Source organism: [Scytonema hofmanni] UTEX 2349 (assembly GCF_000582685.1).
Classification (GTDB): domain Bacteria; phylum Cyanobacteriota; class Cyanobacteriia; order Cyanobacteriales; family Nostocaceae; genus Hassallia; species Hassallia hofmanni.
Genome location: NZ_KK073768.1, coordinates 3,481,338 through 3,497,748 on the forward strand (window position 1 = coordinate 3,481,338; position 16,411 = coordinate 3,497,748).

A 16,411-nucleotide genomic window follows, 5' to 3' on the forward strand; every position below is an offset into this window, starting at 1 on the left:
CTGATGTTACGTCGATTAGCCCGTAATCATCGTTGCTCAACTGCTTAAGATTTATTTTATAAACACCCTCTTAGAGGGTTAGTGGATGGTGGATAGTGGATAACTGTTAAGCTTCAACCAACAACCAACCCCCAACAACCAACAACTAACAACCAACAACTAACAATTAACAAATAATAATTTAAATTTTGGTAAGCTATAAGCGCTAATATGAGGAGAGTCTGTAGCGCTATGCATTGGTTGTTAACAGGACCTTTAAGTATAGATAACCTGACCATAAAGATAGGGGGACTTCCAACATCTTTACAAGGCACAAAACTAGTGCAATTGTCAGATTTTCACTACGATGGTTTGCGGTTAAGTGAAGAAATGTTAGAAAATGCGATCGCACTCAGCAACGAAGCCGAACCCGATTTAGTTGTATTAACTGGGGACTTCGTAACTGACGATCCTACCCCAATTCATCAACTCGTACATCGACTCAAACATCTGCAAAGTCGTTGTGGTATTTATGCCGTACTAGGCAACCACGATATACATTACAACAAATCCAAAACAGAAATTACCACCGCATTAAATAGCATCGGCATTCATGTTCTTTGGAATGAAATTGCCTATCCATTAGGAAAAGAATTACCAATAGTAGGACTAGCCGATTATTGGTCACGAGAATTTAATCCCGCATCAGTGATGAATCAAATAGATTCTGCAACACCGCGCATCGTCTTATCCCACAATCCAGACACAGCCAAGATATTACAACAATGGCGAGTAGACTTGCAACTATCGGGTCATACTCATGGTGGTCACATCGTCATTCCTGGTTTTGGTCCAGTAATAGTTTATTATAAAAAGTTTCTAAAATTACTTCCCAAAAAACTGCGCCGTTGGGTGCCATTTTTGCGCGGAGACTGTTCTAAAGTAGTCCGATATTGGGAATGGGCACAAGGCTTTCATCGTCTAGGAGAAAATCAATTATACGTCAATCGCGGCTTAGGAACTTATTTCCCAGGACGCTTATTTTGTCCACCAGAAGTTACTGTAATTACGCTTATTAGTTAGTTGATGGTTGTTAGTTGATGGTTGATAGTTGATGGTTGATGGTTGTTATACCATTTCTGTGTGAAGATGCGCCTAATTTAGCCCACGCAGGTGGGCTTCGTTCGTTTAGCCGCGAGTTTACTCGTCGGGTTATTAAGCGCAGCCTCATAAAGAATTGGTATTAGTTGATGGTTGTTAGGGAATTACAAAAAATAAATTCCTCAAAAAAATCAAGAGTTAACAATTAAACAGTAATAGTCATTTTGACACTCCCCTGGCTGAAGCCGAGGGGATTCTTCATTCAACGAGTCCACTTGCTTAAAGCTCCTTGCGTTACTTTAAGTAGAGCTGCGATCGCTCTTTTGTTGAGATGATGAACAACGATCGTAAAACGTACTTTGGTGCATAGTGGCTCTTTAATTTTATTACTGGCAAGGCACAACAATAATTTAGAGCAAGCAAAGCGATCGCACACGCAACAGCACCGCCAACCATAATAGACCAGGCGATCGCTTATAGTATATAGTTTGTAGAGTCACCTTCTTACTGAAATTTTAGTTTGATATTAAGGAATTAAAAAATGTCTACAGAAACTGACATAGTTACTTACATTCAAGAAAGCGAATTTGATGCTCTTTTAATTGAAGAAAAAGTTGTTATTGTTGACTTTACAGCTACTTGGTGTGGTCCTTGTCGTCTCATTAGTCCATTAATGGATCAGCTTGCCCAGGAATACAAAGGTCGTGCCAAGGTTGTTAAGGTAGACGTGGATAAAAACAAGCCGATGTTCAAAAAATTCGGTCTTCGCAGCATTCCAGCGGTTTTAATTTTCTTTGATGGTTCCTTAGCAGAAACAATTGTAGGAGTTTCTTCTTACGAACAATTCAGCAGCGCTATTGACAAACATTTGAAGCTTGTTAAAGAGTAGCGGTAAGTGATTAAACAAAATTAATTACTTGTGGGCGATCGCTTATTTAATAATACAGCAGATTGGGTTGTGATTAAATACACGTAGAGACGTTCCGACGGAACGTCTCTACAGGTTTTTGGATTTTACGCATGTACATCATTTACCTGAAATCTGCTGTATGTCTTGTCGATTTTTCGATTGCTTGACCTTCAACCGTGACGTGTTTGCCGCTTATAAAGCTAGTTTGAGCTACATTTTGGCTTAATTTTTCTTTAAGTCCCGTTACTAGTTATCCACTATCCACTCATTCCAATAGACTAAACCGCCCAAAGCTACGATGGATAGATATCAGCAGCTTGGGCGGTTTATAAGCGATTTAATAGATTGAGAAGAGTAAAAAATCAGAGGTAAATAACTCAACTAATGTGGACAAGACTCGCAACACACGATACTCAACAATTGTGCATCCTTCATTCCAACTAGGCAGGCATTTTTGGCTATGCGTTCAAAAACCTCCAAAATTACTTTATATTAATTTAAGGCTAAAACACGTTTTGAGGATACGACAATCGAGCAGTTATTGCGAGGACATTAGAGCAGGAGGCACAGGCTCTAATCTGAAGGGTTTTTCGTTGAAGTTTTTAACTTCTCTGTACCTGCTTATTAAGTTAGCATTACTCTTCCCAAGCGCAACTGTTATATTACCAAACTTCATTACCATTAACTTATCGCAACAATTGCGAAATCTTTCTTAAAATTTGGGCAACTTGCTTTCCTCAAGAGTCAGGGAATATTAAGTAGATGGGCATAAATAAACGCTCCTTAACGTAGTAACGGCTTCAGCCGTTAAAATCCTCACCAACGAGCGGTAAACCGCTCACTACGAACCAGGAGAGTATTTTACATTTAATTTCCTCCACTTACTTAGTCATGACAGCCTCACTCACAAGGCAATAGCGTAATAGTTTTATCTCCACTGCCACTAGCAAGCGTTTTACCATCTGGACTAAAGACAACCGAATACACCGCATCTTCAGATCCTGTAAAAGTATAGAATTCCTTGCCTGTATCCACCTGCCATAGCTTGATAGTCTTGTCTTTGCTACCACTAGCTAAAATTTTGCCATTTGGACTGAAAGCCACAGAAGAAACATCATTGTCATGTCCAGTTAGAGTGCAGATTTCCTTGCCTGTATCCACCTGCCATAGCTTGATAGTCTTGTCTTTACTACCGCTGGCTAAAATCTTGCGTTTTGGACTGAAGGCAATGGAATTTATCCCCCCAAACCAGTCAGAATGACCTTTGAGGGTTAAAACTTTTTGTTTAGCCAAATCCCATAGTTTGATTGTTTTGTCATTACCAGCACCACCACTGGCTAAAATCTTGCCATCGGGACTGAAAGCAACGCATAAAACGTCATCTGAATGCATCTTTAGGGTGTGTATTTCTTTTTGTGTGTCTAATGACCAAAGTTTGATTGTTTTGTCTTTACTACCACTAACTAAAGTCTTTCCATCTCGACTAAAGGCAACACAGCAAACTTTTTCTTCATGTCCAGTGAAGGTGCAAATTTCTTTTGCGGTAAGCACATCCCACAATTTAACAGTTTTGTCATCACTAGCACTGGCTAATTTCTTGCTATCGGGGCTAAAAGCCACTGAATTAACACCCCCAGACCAAGAGGATTCTCCGTGTCCCTTGAGAGTTTCGGGTTCGTTTTTTGCCAAGTGCCAAATTTTGACGGTTTTATCTCCACTGCCGCTAGCTAATATTTGCCCATCAGCGCTGAAGGCAACGGATGTAACCTTATCTGAATGCCCTTTGAGAGTACGTACAAATATAAAGTCTTGCATAAAAATGAGTCACAAGCTTACTTAAAAACAAGTATTACATCATACATGTTAATATCTAACGAAACTAGATCCCCGACTTCTTTGAGAAGTCGGGGATCTAGGACTTTTGCCTAAACCGCAGTAACTTTTTTATCTTCTGACAAAATCGATGTTTAAGTGATACACGCTTTGATACAGATTTTGGTGATGGTGTAAATTTTACACCTGGGTATTTTAATTCCCATTCCAACTCTGCCGCTTTATTTAAATCGGCAGTGGCTCTATACTCATATCCAAGCTCGGAACAAATTAGCCCCCGATATTTGTATGCTTTAATATATTTGGGATTCAGGCGAATAGCGTGGGTAAAATTAGCGATCGCTTCTTGATACATTTTTTTCCTGACATTCTCCCTTCCCAATTCATAGAATGCCTCCGCATCAAAGCGATGAATGTGAATTTCTGTATCATTAAGTGGCGAAGATTTATTTGCCGCGATCGGCTGATAATACTTTAATTGATTGTAAGCTTCGTTAATTTCTTTAATTCTTTCCTCAGCTTTCTGCTTTTCCTTTTGAACAAAAAAACGATCTGGATGCCAAACTTTAACAAGCTTGCGGTAAGCTTGCTTCACTTCTTTGTGAGATACACCAGCTTTTAAACCAAGAATTTCATAAGCATGATGAATATCCAGACGTAGATGCGTTAGGGGGTTATCGTCAGACATCGGGCATACTGGGAAATAAACACATGTGTAAATCTATGTTATCTATTTCCACAAATCCTTTTAAGTCAACTCAAACCCCACACAGTGGCTATCATTGGGATCGTGGTAGCAGACGCTTCTTTGAAGGTTGGTATTATCGCGTAACCATACCAGAAATTGAGCAAACCTTCGCTTTTATGTACTCTATCGAAGACCCCATTGGTGGGAAACCCCACAGCGGTGGTGCTGCACAAGTCCTCGGTCCCAATGATGAATATTTGTTGCGGACTTTTCCAGATGTTAATAAATTTTGGGCAAAAAACGATGTCTTGGCTTTAGGTCATTGGGGCAGAACTGATTTACAAAGTCAACCCCTTTATCTGTTTCCAGCAGAGTTCGATCGCTATATTCAAGAAGGTTATCAAGCTACAGCCACATTAAATCAAGGAATAATTCGCGATCCGGCAACCGGAAATTATTGCCGTTGGCAGTATGAAATTAAACCAGTATATGGCTGGGGAAATAAAGGACAATTACAACAATCTACCGCAGGCATAATCTCCTTTTTGCCGATATTTGAACCGGGATGGCAAATTTTGATGGCTCACGGTAAGGCTTCCGGTTGGATTGACTGGAATGGTAAAATCTACGAATTCACCGATGCCCCAGCTTACAGCGAAAAAAATTGGGGCGGTGCTTTTCCGCAAAAATGGTTTTGGTTAAATTGTAATAGCTTTGATTCTGAACCCGACTTAGCATTAACCGCTGGTGGTGGAAGACGCGGTGTGCTGTGGTGGATGGAATCTGTGGCGATGATTGGTTTGCATTATCAAGATAAGTTTTATGAATTTGTTCCTTGGAATTCACAAGTTTCTTGGAATATTCAGCCTTGGGGTAGATGGCAAATGCAAGCGCGAAACTTAAATTATGAAATTGAATTAACTGGGACTACGCATCTACCAGGTACACCGTTGCGTGCGCCTACTGCCAACGGTTTGATATTCTGTTGTCGGGACACCATGCAAGGAAAACTCGATTTAGAGTTACGCGAAGTAAGTGGAACAAAATCCAAAACAATCCTGAAAGCACATAGTTTTCTCTGTGGATTAGAAGTAGGCGGCGGTTCTTGGGACAATTCGTGGCAATCTAGCTAAAACTGCTATAATTCTACATAGCAGTTTTTTGGGGCTGTAGCTCAGATGGATAGAGCGAGCGCCTCCTGAATAATCGGGCACCATGAAGGAAACTTTATGAGTGAATGTGGTTAAATTCGGTGAACCCTAAAGAGTATATCTAGCAAAGTGCTGACACTTCAAGGGAATACCGAGCCAAGCCTGAATCGAAACGACAAAGCAATATTACAAGTTCGACTCAGGAAGGTGTAGAGACTAGTAAGCCACCGCCTAAAGGCTAAAAAGCCTATGGTGAAGGTATAGTCCGGAGAGTGGGGAAACTCACACAAATCTGAAGCGCTAGGTCGCCGGTTCGAGCCTGGCCAGTCCCGTCGTCTGGAAACAATTAAATGAATAAACTAGTCGAACTTTCTTTATAGATGGTTCGATACACGGTAGGATATTGCAAAACTCACGACAAGCGTGGGTTTTTGCGATAAATTATCTAAGTTCATATTTGGGTAGTTTTTTGAAAATGCTACCCAAAATAATTTAATTGTTTTTTCTTCATTAGAGAAAATTCTCTGAACAGACGAAGTAATAGAACCTTGAATAAATTACTTTTTACAAATAAATCATTTCGATGTATGATTATTGCCCTACCGCTGTTCATGTGGTTGGGATACAAGGAAGTTAAAAGCCAAGTTGTACAACCCCAAGCGGTCTTAGTTCTGGGTGGTTCGACTGCGAGATTAGAACGAGAGAAGTTTACAGCAGATTTTGCCCGGAAGAATCCAAATTTACCAATTTGGATCACTGGTGGTAGCCCAAAAAAGACTACTGAAAAAGTGTTTGCCAAAGCCGGAGTTGATCCCCGACGTTTACACCTGGACTATGAAGCGGTAGATACAGTTACAAATTTTACCACGTTGGTGGATGATTTGCAAAAACGCGGTATTAAGAGTGTGTATTTGATTACATCAGATTATCATATGCGCCGCGCCTGTGTGATTGGCGAGATTGTTTTAGGTAGTCGGGGTATTATATTTAAACCAGTGTCCGTTCCTTCTGAGCGATCGCCTGAACCAATTGAAAAATCAGTGCGCGATGGTGCTAGAGCTTTGGTTTGGATGACAACTGGCTACACAGGCGCCGATGAAGCAAAAAATAAGCGGTGATAACTTAAAAGTTAAAGGATAATCCTCGAAAAAATATTTATTTTATTTTTCATAAAGTATGCTGTAGGACTACTTCTTTTAACTTTTAACTTGTTTTGTGATTGCAATTCTTTGCGTAGCTTTTCGTTTTCAGTTGCTAACTGATTAACTATCGCTTGGTCAATCAGGTTACTGTCAGTAGTGGTATAGATGTTTACGCCTTGTTTTTGGGGTGGTTTTCGATTGTATCGGCTGAAGTACAACTGTTGTACCCTACGTCCTACTTCTAATACTTCAGATTTGCTACAGTTTATCTGTAACTGCTGACACCGTTCACTGATGGTAATTCGAGGAGACATTGGGGTGTCAATTTTGGAACGTTGAGCTGTAGCTGGTGTGGTGGCAATTAGCAAAGTCGCTAAGATGGCAATGATGGTTTTCATATAGTAGAAGCTTATGGGGTGGCTTTTTCTTGAATGAGAACGTATGGCTGTACAATCAAAGTTAAAAATAGCTTTGTGCGATCGCCATTCCATTCGCCAATTTGTGTAACAGAGGGTTTAGTAAGCAATTGTTGATCAATCCATTGCTGCACTTGGGGAGCGTTATCGCTAGCGATCGCGATTCCGACATTGAGCAAGTCTAATTCAATTGGGACTAATATTACCGCATCACGCTGTACGTGAGGAATTATCCACTCCCACTCAGCCTCATCTAGGATTTGGGTTAATTCAGTTCTTAAATCTTGCATAACTGCCCAGTTTTTCTCTGCTTAAAAAGCATTTTACCTTATTAGACATAGGAGTAAAAATTAATTATGCGTTGCCCGAAACCCTTGTAGAGACGTTCCGACGGAACGTCTTTACGTCTTTTCTGGAGATGTCTATTCTTCCTACAGACGTTCCACTCAGAAGCGTCTCTATCTAACTCCTAACTCCTAACTCCTAACTCCTAACTCCTAACTCCTAACTCCTAACTCCTAACTCCTAACTTTTAACTAAACCTCTGCTTTCATCTCGTCAATTTCAAATAAAGAAACTATTACTCCAGCAATTGGAATAGAGATAAAAATTCCTAGTAAACCAGCTACTCTAGCACCTACAAGCAAAGCAAAAAATACTACCACCGGATTAAGATTCAGCGCATCTTGCATAATTCTTGGCGAAATCAAATTGTCTTGTATTTGCTGAAGGATAATACACGCTACTAATACTTTGAGTGCTAGCCAAACACTTTGAGACAGCACAATCAAAGTAATTACACCAACTCCTAATGTAGCTCCTATCCCCGGAATAATGTCAAGTAAACCTACTATCACTGACAAAATTAAAGCAAAAGGTACTTTTAACAAAGAGAAAATAATGAAACTAGAAGCTGATAAAAACAAAGTTAATATCAACTGACCGCGAAAAAAACCTAAAAAGCTGCGTCTGATTATCCTTGTAAATCTAGCGCGTCGCTCGCTAGGTACTACTTTTAAGATAAGATCCCAAAGTTTTTCGCCATCAAGAAGCATAAAAAAACCGACAACAGCAATTAATATGAAAGTCACAAAATTAGTAATGAAACTTTGGAAAATAGTCAAACTTGTGACAAGCATTGATATTGCTTGATTTCGCAATTGTTCTTCAATTACACTTAAATCTATCTGCAAATTGCGGTTACGCAGAAATTCTTCAAGTTGTTCGACAAAAGGTATTAAAGAATTTAAAAAGGCAGTTACACTCTCAATTAATTGTTGCCCTTGAGATAAAACGGCTAAACCTACAGTGATTGCTAAACCTCCAATAAACACAATACTGAGCAAAAAGACAAAAATAACCGCTATACCGTGAGGCAAAAAATGCCGCAGCCACCTAACAGGATAGCTGAGTAAAAAAGCCAAAATTGCTGCAAATGTGAAAATAACAATGACCGTTTCAAAGTAAGCTAAAAGTTGTGTAACAGCCCAGCCAGAAGCAACTAAAAGTAAAAAGCGAACTAATGCGAGATTATTTAATCGCTGCCAAAGATTATTGACTTTCATTGCGGCTCATATGCTGTTAAGGAAAAGTATGATGAGGTTATAGTCTCAAAACAACTAAGGCGATCGCTACCTCCCTTAAGCATATTTTTTTTAATAATCTCAACTTATCGCCCTAACAAATGCAAATCATTAATCGCTGTTGTACACTGTTGCGTTATCGCCTCTAATTCCTCTTTATTAGTAGAACTAGGTGCATCAATCAACTTGCCAATTCTGACAGAGATAGGAACTGCATGAGGTATCGCCGAACCTTTGACCTCAATTTTCTCACTACCCCACAAAGATACAGGTAATAGTGGTGCTTTTGCCTTGGCAGCTAGGAGTGCAGCACCTCGTTTGGGGTCTGTAATGCGTCCATCTGGGGTGCGCGTACCTTCTAAAAATACACCCACAGCCCAGCCATTTTCAAGATACTCTAAAGCTGAACGAATAGCAGCGCGATCGGCAGTTCCCCGACTTACCGGATAAGCACCAAATAATTTAATCACAGTCCGTAAAATCGGGATTTTAAATAATTCTTCCTTAGCCATATATGCTACAGGACGACCGACACAATTAGAAACAATTGGGGGGTCGTAGTTACTCGCATGATTGCTGACTATCACCACTGGTCCAGTTTTGGGGACGTTTTGGGCATCATAAACTTTACCTTGAAAGTAAGTGTAAAGCATAGGGCTGACGATAGACCACTTAAAGGTGTGGTAAAGTGCCAGACTGATAAACGGTTCGCGACTTTTGCTCACAGAAGATAATTGAAATCGGACAGAATTAAGGATAAGCGATCGGTATGCCTCTAGTCACGGAAGAGCGTGAACATTTGTGGAAAACGTATACATATACTCATCATTACGGTGAATTGATTTACAGTATTTGTGACGGACTGGGCTAACCTTACTTGTCGGTGTTTTCATCTCAAACACGCCACTTTCTCGAACTGTTAGCCTGCCAACATGAACACCTGCAAACTTCCCGGTGGGGAGGATTGCCCGTACCATGTCGCCAGTCTGAAAACCAAAGAAAGTCTTGCAGCGTGTTCGATGACGAACCGGAAAGCCATATTGATTGGTTGTACACATTTGACGATTCCCCCACCCTTTAGCGGCAATCAACAAGGGCGCAGAAGTAAGCATTTGCAGGCTTTCTACATTCCCCACACAGGCAGCATCTAGCCAATGCGCTTTAGGCAAGTTAAGCCGGACACGATTGTATTTTGTCCTACCACCCGTCCCGGTTTCTACTGGCAAGCCCGTCTCTTTCAATCTGTTAAACAATGCCCAACGAGTAGAATTAACCGCCGCCGCATCTTTGAGCGGAAGCTTGGCTTGCCTCAAAATACGAGATAAAATGTCAGGTTTTTTAGCTAAGAAATCCTTAACATCTCTGTTTCCCTTAACTTGATTGCAAGCATGGCAAGCAATCGTAAGGTTTGAAATTCTGTCGCTTCCTCCCCTTGATTTTGGGTGAATATGTTCAACTTCAAACGGTACATTTTCAACGCCACAATAAGCGCACTTTCTGCCCCATTTCTCAAGTAAATACTCCCTGACCTCGTAGCCTGCAAGTTCCCCTTGTTGGTATTCCTTGCCGGATATTTCCGGATTCTGCATTGCAGCCAGATCGAATTTAACCAACTCTTGGGATATGCCTGTAATTGGCACATATCGGGTTATGCGATTGACCCAAGTTAAGATGTTTTCAACTCTAGAATTAAGGCTTGGTGCTAACCAACCTTTTTGGCGAGTGCGGTTTAGAAATCTGGGTTTCCGGTAACGGGTTTTGCGGTTACGACGACTGCGACGGATAGCGCGACGCGACTCTAAATCATTTTTGATTTGTTGCCCACGGTGCGCTAACTCAGCACCCCAGATTACTTTCTCACCCTGTACAATCGCTAGTCCAGTGGTTTTGGAACCTGGATCTATTTTTAACCGATATGGGTCTGTATCAGGGATTGGAACCGCATATTTTAGGATGATTGTGAACGGATAGCGACGATACACAGCAGCTTGTTTTGCTTTTAACAATCGCCTAGCTTGTCCCGGTGGTACTGGGTTCAATGGTTGGAAGTTAGTGTCAATTACAAAAACAAAATTAGACATTGATTGTCCTCCCATTACTGGGGTTAGGTTTTCCTCGCTAAAGTTTTGAGGGCTTGTTAGATCAACCGCACTTCTTTAACCAAATAGGGATGTTTAACGGTTGATGAAAGAGCTACAAGCTGGAAAGCACCCATAGGTTTCGTGACCCTCAAAACGTAGCTTTCGCTTAAGCTGGCTATCTGTCCAGTTTCAGAGCTAGAAGGCTTGCGCTTTGTCCACTGTTTGGTGAATAGCCACCACTTTTGATTGTTAAAGTTAGTTACCTGGAAGGCTGCGATTATGAATAATTTTTTGGGCAATCTAAATATAGCCCTTTTTTTTTGCTTACCAAATCTATTGTTTAGAGGGTGAACCCTGTGATAGAAGGCAATTCCAGCCCATTTGACAGCAAAATGCATTCCTCGCGCAATTTGCTGATTCGATTTATTCTTGGCGGCACTACTCTGATTGTGAGTATTTCTGCTTATTTTAGCTATGAAGCTGCTCGAAAAATAACCCTAGAAGACTTGAGAGGAAAAGCTTTTTTAGAGGTACAGAGAGGGGTTGATGAAATTGAGGAGTGGTTGCATGTTCGCAAAGTGGAGGTGCAAACCCTTGCTCACACATCAACTGTACGCTCATTAGACTGGTCTGTGGCAGAACCCTATTTAAAGTCAGAAGTTAAGCGGATCGATGAATTTTTCTTTTTCCAAATAGTTACCCCGGATGGTTCGTTTTCTAATACTAAGGTTGGTCGGTCAAATAAGAATATTAAGGATCGAGACTTCTTTCAAAAAGCACTAGCTGGAAAAAGCAACGTTTCTGATCCCTTTATCAGTCGTTCCACAGGCATTCCTTTAATTGCGATCGCCACCCCGATCTGGTCAAATTCTCCTATTGGCGTCTTCCACGGCAATGTTAAAGTCGATCACATTTCTGAGGTGGTCAACTCCCTGCACTACGGCAAGAACAGCTATGCATTTGCTCTCAATTCCCAAGGAGAAGCGATCGTCCATCCCAACTCAACGTTAATGTCAATAGTAGAAAAACCTGCACCCAGTTTGTTGAAAATTCCAGATCGCAATTTAAATGCGATCGCACAACGGATGGTAAACAAACAACGGGGAATTAAATTGATGGAAATTGACGGCACCAAAAAGTATGTTGCTTATCTGCCGTTGCGAGAAGCTAATTGGTCTGTGGCTTTGGTAATTCCGCGCCAAAATATTGAATCTCGGCTAAAATTCCTCGATTTTGTAGCCCTAATTGTGGGTGGGTTGACAGTGACGATGATCACTGTCTTGTGGCAGGTACAAGCCTTTGAACAAGCTCAACTGAAAAAGTCCAAAGCAACGGCTGATACCGCAAATCGTGCTAAAAGCGAATTTTTAGCCAACATGAGCCATGAATTGCGAACACCCTTAAATGGTATTTTGGGTTGCGCTCAAATTTTGCTACGTTCCAAAGGTTTGCCAGAACCAGAGCAATATCATGTAAACATTATTGAACAATGTGGCTCTCATCTGCTGACTTTAATTAATGATATTTTGGATCTTTCCAAAATTGAAGCGCGAAAACTGGAATTGCATCCTCAAGATGTGCATTTACCGTCTTTTTTACAGGGTATTGTGGAAATTTGCCAGATTCGGGCAGAACAAAAGGGCATTTTATTTGTCTATAAACTCGCAAGCAACTTACCCACAGGGGTTCATGTCGATGTCAAAAGGTTACGTCAAGTTCTCTTGAATTTGCTGGGAAACGCCATCAAATTTACGGATGAGGGTAAGGTTAGTTTCAAGGTTGAGGTAATCGATCAACTTCCTGCTGATGGGCAGACGGTGAAATATCGCATTTCCTTTAGTGTGGAAGATACAGGAATTGGGATAACTCCAACCGAATTGGGCAAGATTTTTTTGCCATTTGAACAAGTAGGTGAGAAAAAGCGGCAGATAGAAGGGACGGGGCTGGGTTTAGCTATTACTCGGCAGTTGGTGCAGATGATGGGTAGCGATATCCAGGTTAAAAGTCAGATCGGTCAGGGTAGTACTTTCTGGTTTGAAATTGCGATCGCCGAAGCGAGTGAATGCATACAGTCTGATATGGTTGCATCAAAGAGACAAATCATAGGCTTTGAAGGTAGCCCCCGCACCATCCTGATGGTGGACGATCGCTGGGAGAATCGCACAGTAATTACAAATTTACTGCAACCATTGGGTTTCAATGTGGTTGAAGCTATCAACGGTCAAGAAGCTTTAGAAAAAGCGATCGCTTTGAAACCAGAACTGGTGATTACAGATTTGATTATGCCAGAAATGGATGGGTTTGAATTGATTCAATACCTGCGTCATACCCCAGATATTCAGGATGTCAAGATAATCGTCTCTTCCGCTAGTGTCTTTGAAACCGACCAACGTCGCAGTTTGGAAGCAGGAGGTGACACCTTTTTGAGCAAACCTGTACAAGCAGATGAATTACTGCATCAATTAGAGTCCCACTTAGGTTTGGCATGGATTTACCAGCACTCTCAGTATGAGAAACAAAGAATCAACTCTTCGGCTACAACACATGATAAATTGACTTCTCCTTCTGCCGATATATTGCGGGAACTGGTGATTTTAGCCACTAAAGGTAACTTCAATGCCATTCTCAAATGGGCAGATCAACTAGAGGAAACAGACACAAAATTCGATCCCTTTGCTCACCAATTGCGGCAATTAGCGAGGCAGTTTGATGAAGATTTAATCCTCAATTTTTTAACTGAAAAAGAAAAGGATTGATTCCTGTAAATATATGGGGATTGTAAATTTTGAATTCGGAGGGAAGCAACGTGACTCATATTGAGGTAGAAACACCATGACAACAACGATAGGCGATTCAAAGAATTCTCTGAATCGCGATCCTGCCAGAGGAATTATTTTAGTCGTTGACGATAACCCTGCCAACTTACAAGTTTTATCGAGCTTTTTGGATCAATCTAACTTTGAAGTTTGGGCAGCTCGCAGTGGTGAAAAAGCTATTCAGAGATTAGATAATGATAATTTACCTGATTTAATTTTGCTTGATGTGATGATGCCTGGTATTGATGGGTTTGAAACTTGTAAACACCTAAAAAGCGAAAGCAATCCTCGTGTCCAGGATATTCCGATTATTTTTATGACTGCTCTTTCCGATACTGCTGATAAAGTGAAAGGATTGAGATTGGGAGCCGTAGATTATATTACTAAACCTTTTCAGTATGAAGAGGTCTTGGTGCGAATAGAGCATCAACTGAAGCTGAGAAATTTGACAAAAACCTTGATTGCCAAAAACGCCGAATTACAACAGACTCAAATCCAACTGATCCAAGCAGAAAAGGTAGCAACCTTGGGTCAAATGACAGCAGGAATTGCCCATGAAGTAAATAATCCTATCAGTTTTATCGCTGGCAACTTAAATTTTATTGAACAGTATTTCCAAGAGGTTGTTAATTTACTCAAGTTATATCAAAAGTATGTGCCAGACCCACCTGCGGAAATTCAAAATGCTATTAAAACAACAGATATCAGCTATTTGTTAAATGATTTATCCCAAATTATTCAATCTATGCAACTGGGTACAGATCGCGTTACAGAAATTGTGTCATCTTTGAACAAGTTTTCTCGACAAGGAGAAGCCGGGAAGAAACGGGCTAACCTGCATGAAGGGTTAGAAACTACGCTACTCATTGTTGGGCATCGACTTAAAAGAAATGCTCATCGTCCGGCAATCCAATTAAGCAAAGAATATGGAGAATTGCCACTTATTGAATGCTATCCAGGGGAACTAAATCAGGTTTTTATGAATTTGATTGGCAATGCGATCGATGCAATTGAAGAAATACAAAAGAATCAAAACTTTGAGGAAATTTCCAATTATCATGGTTTGATTCGGATTAAAACTGAGGTAATTGCAGAAGGAGTTATTCTCCGAATTGCAGACAATGGCTCAGGAATCAGCGAAGCAGACCAGACAAAAATATTCGATGCTTTCTACACCACAAAAGCTATAGGTAAAGGAACAGGGCTAGGTTTATCTATTGCTTACCAAATTGTAGTTAATAATCATCACGGCAAACTAACTTGCCATTCAATACAAGGTGAAGGCACAGAGTTTGTGATTGAATTACCTATCCGATAAATTAGAATCTGCACAACGTAATACCGATGTACAAAAGTCAAAAGTCAAAAAGAACGCAATGACAGAAATAAGTTATGTTTATTTACACCTACCTGCTTACAAAGCTTCTTTGTATAAACCGTCAAGGTTAACAATTAGTTAAGCTAGCAATTCAGTTATACCACGGACATTTTGTAAGATTAAGTCAGGGCAAATGCGTTTAATTAAATTAGTTAGCACGTTACCCGGACCAATTTCTACTACTCGCTCAATGCCGTTAACGGGAAAAAGTAGAGAAATTTCTCGCCAACGTACCGAACCAGTCATTTGTTTAATTAGACGTTGCTTTAAAATTTCGGCATCAACACAGGGAACTGGTTCTACATTAGATAATACTGGTACAATAGCTGGTTTAAATTCCACAGCTTCTAAAACTTGTTGAAATTCGGCAGATGCAGGTGCCATTAAGGGTGAGTGAAATGCTCCAGAAACTTTTAGAGGGATAGCACGCTTTGCCTTAACTTGGGACATGACTGTTTGTACTGCGTCCGGTGTGCCGGAGATTACAACTTGTGTGGCACTATTATCATTTGCTAGCACTACATCGGGGGTTTGGGCGATCGCTTGTTCTAACTGTTCGCGGTCAAAGTTCATCAAAGCTGCCATCATACCACCTGCCGCACTATCCATCAATTCAGCACGACGCTTCACCAACCGCAACCCCGCAGACCATTCAAAAACTCCAGCGACGTAAAAGGCAATATATTCTCCCAAACTATGACCGGCAAGTAAATCTGGTTTGTGTCCTCTTTCTTGGAGAATGTCAGCGAGAATGCTCTCGACTACGTAAAGACATGGCTGAGTATAAAGTGTAGTTGATAACTTTTCTTCATTTTTACAGATTTCCGTCACAGACCAGCCCAAAATTTCTTCGGCTTGGGCAAATTTATCTTGAGCGGATGGTAAATCTAATAAGTCGGTTCCCATTCCTACTGCTTGAGAACCTTGTCCGGGAAACACCCATGCGGTTTTAGTCATCGATTTGTCGTATTTTGTTAGTGGATGGTGGATGGTGGATAGTGGTTGGTGGTTAGTGGTTAGTGAGAATTTGAAGAGAGGAAAAGGGCAAAGGGACTCATATCATGTCCGTTTGATTACTTACGCTCACCCCAAGAACCCCACCCCGCCAAAGCTACGCTTTGTCTCCCCTCCCCCCTAGCGGGGAGGGGCTGATCGGGGTGGGGTGCAATGACTATGGGAATCATAACTAATTACCCGGACATGATATCATAGGAAATTCCCAATGCCCAATGCCCTATGCCCACTAACAACTAACAACTATCAACCAACAAATTTTTATCTTCCCCATTGAAAAATTGCTGCCCCCCAAGTGAGTCCGGCACCGAAGCCAGAG

The 16,411-nt window shown here is 40.9% G+C and carries 15 protein-coding genes; 6 read left to right on the forward strand and 9 right to left on the reverse strand.

The annotated features are described in order from the left end of the window. Positions 1-231 precede the first annotated feature (231 nt). The gene (locus TOL9009_RS0120700) at positions 232-1,062 is read left to right on the forward strand and encodes a metallophosphoesterase (protein ID WP_029634466.1); all 831 of its coding nucleotides are present in this window, start codon (positions 232-234) and stop codon (positions 1,060-1,062) included. 559 nt (positions 1,063-1,621) lie between these two features. Continuing rightward, positions 1,622-1,969, forward strand: coding sequence for a thioredoxin (gene trxA / locus TOL9009_RS0120705; protein ID WP_029634467.1), 348 nt, complete (start codon positions 1,622-1,624; stop codon positions 1,967-1,969). Between the two features lie 921 nt (positions 1,970-2,890). Here trxA and TOL9009_RS0120710 read toward each other — a convergent pair. Both TOL9009_RS0120710 and TOL9009_RS0120715 read right to left on the reverse strand, forming a co-directional pair. Then, a complete protein-coding gene (locus TOL9009_RS0120710; protein ID WP_038296483.1) occupies positions 2,891-3,805 on the reverse strand; it encodes a WD40 repeat domain-containing protein in 915 nt (304 codons plus the stop codon). Positions 3,806-3,902: 97 nt separating this feature from the next. After that, entirely contained in the window at positions 3,903-4,511 is a 609-nt protein-coding gene (locus TOL9009_RS0120715; RefSeq protein ID WP_029634469.1) for a J domain-containing protein, read from the reverse strand. Between the two features lie 35 nt (positions 4,512-4,546). On the opposite strand from TOL9009_RS0120715, the gene TOL9009_RS0120720 reads away from it, so the two are divergent. Together TOL9009_RS0120720 and TOL9009_RS0120725 are read left to right on the forward strand one after the other, a co-directional pair. Next, complete coding sequence (locus TOL9009_RS0120720; RefSeq protein WP_029634470.1) at positions 4,547-5,644, forward strand: tocopherol cyclase family protein; 1,098 nt, start codon at positions 4,547-4,549, stop codon at positions 5,642-5,644. Positions 5,645-6,249: 605 nt separating this feature from the next. Next, positions 6,250-6,780, forward strand: coding sequence for a YdcF family protein (locus tag TOL9009_RS0120725; RefSeq protein WP_029634471.1), 531 nt, complete (start codon positions 6,250-6,252; stop codon positions 6,778-6,780). Positions 6,781-6,791: 11 nt separating this feature from the next. On the opposite strand, the gene TOL9009_RS0120730 is transcribed toward TOL9009_RS0120725, so the two are convergent. The 6 genes from TOL9009_RS0120730 to TOL9009_RS48475 all read right to left on the reverse strand — a co-directional run bounded on the left by TOL9009_RS0120730 (position 6,792) and on the right by TOL9009_RS48475 (position 11,183). Then, positions 6,792-7,202, reverse strand: a complete 411-nt coding sequence (locus TOL9009_RS0120730) for a hypothetical protein (RefSeq protein ID WP_029634472.1) — start codon at positions 7,200-7,202, stop codon at positions 6,792-6,794. An 11-nt stretch (positions 7,203-7,213) separates the two neighbouring features. Continuing rightward, positions 7,214-7,510, reverse strand: a complete 297-nt coding sequence (locus TOL9009_RS0120735; RefSeq protein WP_029634473.1) for a DUF2288 domain-containing protein — start codon at positions 7,508-7,510, stop codon at positions 7,214-7,216. Positions 7,511-7,756: 246 nt separating this feature from the next. Then, positions 7,757-8,785, reverse strand: coding sequence for an AI-2E family transporter (locus TOL9009_RS0120740; RefSeq protein ID WP_029634474.1), 1,029 nt, complete (start codon positions 8,783-8,785; stop codon positions 7,757-7,759). 104 nt (positions 8,786-8,889) lie between these two features. Continuing rightward, a complete protein-coding gene (locus TOL9009_RS0120745; protein WP_029634475.1) occupies positions 8,890-9,528 on the reverse strand; it encodes a lysophospholipid acyltransferase family protein in 639 nt (212 codons plus the stop codon). A 54-nt stretch (positions 9,529-9,582) separates the two neighbouring features. Further along, positions 9,583-10,884: an RNA-guided endonuclease IscB gene (gene iscB, locus TOL9009_RS0120750; protein WP_029634476.1), complete on the reverse strand. Its 1,302-nt coding sequence runs from the start codon at positions 10,882-10,884 to the stop codon at positions 9,583-9,585. A gap of 56 nt (positions 10,885-10,940) precedes the next feature. Next, entirely contained in the window at positions 10,941-11,183 is a 243-nt protein-coding gene (locus TOL9009_RS48475; RefSeq protein WP_144238295.1) for a hypothetical protein, read from the reverse strand. Positions 11,184-11,240: 57 nt separating this feature from the next. On the opposite strand from TOL9009_RS48475, the gene TOL9009_RS39920 reads away from it, so the two are divergent. Continuing rightward, positions 11,241-13,640 carry a hybrid sensor histidine kinase/response regulator gene (locus TOL9009_RS39920; protein ID WP_038296485.1) on the forward strand — a complete coding sequence of 800 codons (2,400 nt, stop codon included), beginning with the start codon at positions 11,241-11,243 and terminating at the stop codon, positions 13,638-13,640. 76 nt (positions 13,641-13,716) lie between these two features. Further along, a complete protein-coding gene (locus TOL9009_RS0120765; protein WP_051502972.1) occupies positions 13,717-15,018 on the forward strand; it encodes a hybrid sensor histidine kinase/response regulator in 1,302 nt (433 codons plus the stop codon). A 138-nt stretch (positions 15,019-15,156) separates the two neighbouring features. Here TOL9009_RS0120765 and fabD read toward each other — a convergent pair whose 3' ends face one another. After that, entirely contained in the window at positions 15,157-16,035 is an 879-nt protein-coding gene (fabD, locus tag TOL9009_RS0120770; RefSeq protein WP_029634479.1) for an ACP S-malonyltransferase, read from the reverse strand. Positions 16,036-16,411: the final 376 nt, after the last annotated feature.

Coding starts and splice junctions, on each gene's coding strand:
- trxA (WP_029634467.1), top strand. CDS start 1,622: ATGTCTACAGAAACTGACATAGTTACTTACATTCAAGAAAGCGAATTT.
- TOL9009_RS0120710 (WP_038296483.1), bottom strand. CDS start 3,805: ATGCAAGACTTTATATTTGTACGTACTCTCAAAGGGCATTCAGATAAG.
- iscB (WP_029634476.1), bottom strand. CDS start 10,884: ATGTCTAATTTTGTTTTTGTAATTGACACTAACTTCCAACCATTGAAC.
- TOL9009_RS0120740 (WP_029634474.1), bottom strand. CDS start 8,785: ATGAAAGTCAATAATCTTTGGCAGCGATTAAATAATCTCGCATTAGTT.
- TOL9009_RS0120730 (WP_029634472.1), bottom strand. CDS start 7,202: ATGAAAACCATCATTGCCATCTTAGCGACTTTGCTAATTGCCACCACA.
- TOL9009_RS0120720 (WP_029634470.1), top strand. CDS start 4,547: ATGTTATCTATTTCCACAAATCCTTTTAAGTCAACTCAAACCCCACAC.
- TOL9009_RS0120725 (WP_029634471.1), top strand. CDS start 6,250: ATGATTATTGCCCTACCGCTGTTCATGTGGTTGGGATACAAGGAAGTT.
- TOL9009_RS0120700 (WP_029634466.1), top strand. CDS start 232: ATGCATTGGTTGTTAACAGGACCTTTAAGTATAGATAACCTGACCATA.
- fabD (WP_029634479.1), bottom strand. CDS start 16,035: ATGACTAAAACCGCATGGGTGTTTCCCGGACAAGGTTCTCAAGCAGTA.
- TOL9009_RS0120765 (WP_051502972.1), top strand. CDS start 13,717: ATGACAACAACGATAGGCGATTCAAAGAATTCTCTGAATCGCGATCCT.
- TOL9009_RS0120715 (WP_029634469.1), bottom strand. CDS start 4,511: ATGTCTGACGATAACCCCCTAACGCATCTACGTCTGGATATTCATCAT.
- TOL9009_RS0120735 (WP_029634473.1), bottom strand. CDS start 7,510: ATGCAAGATTTAAGAACTGAATTAACCCAAATCCTAGATGAGGCTGAG.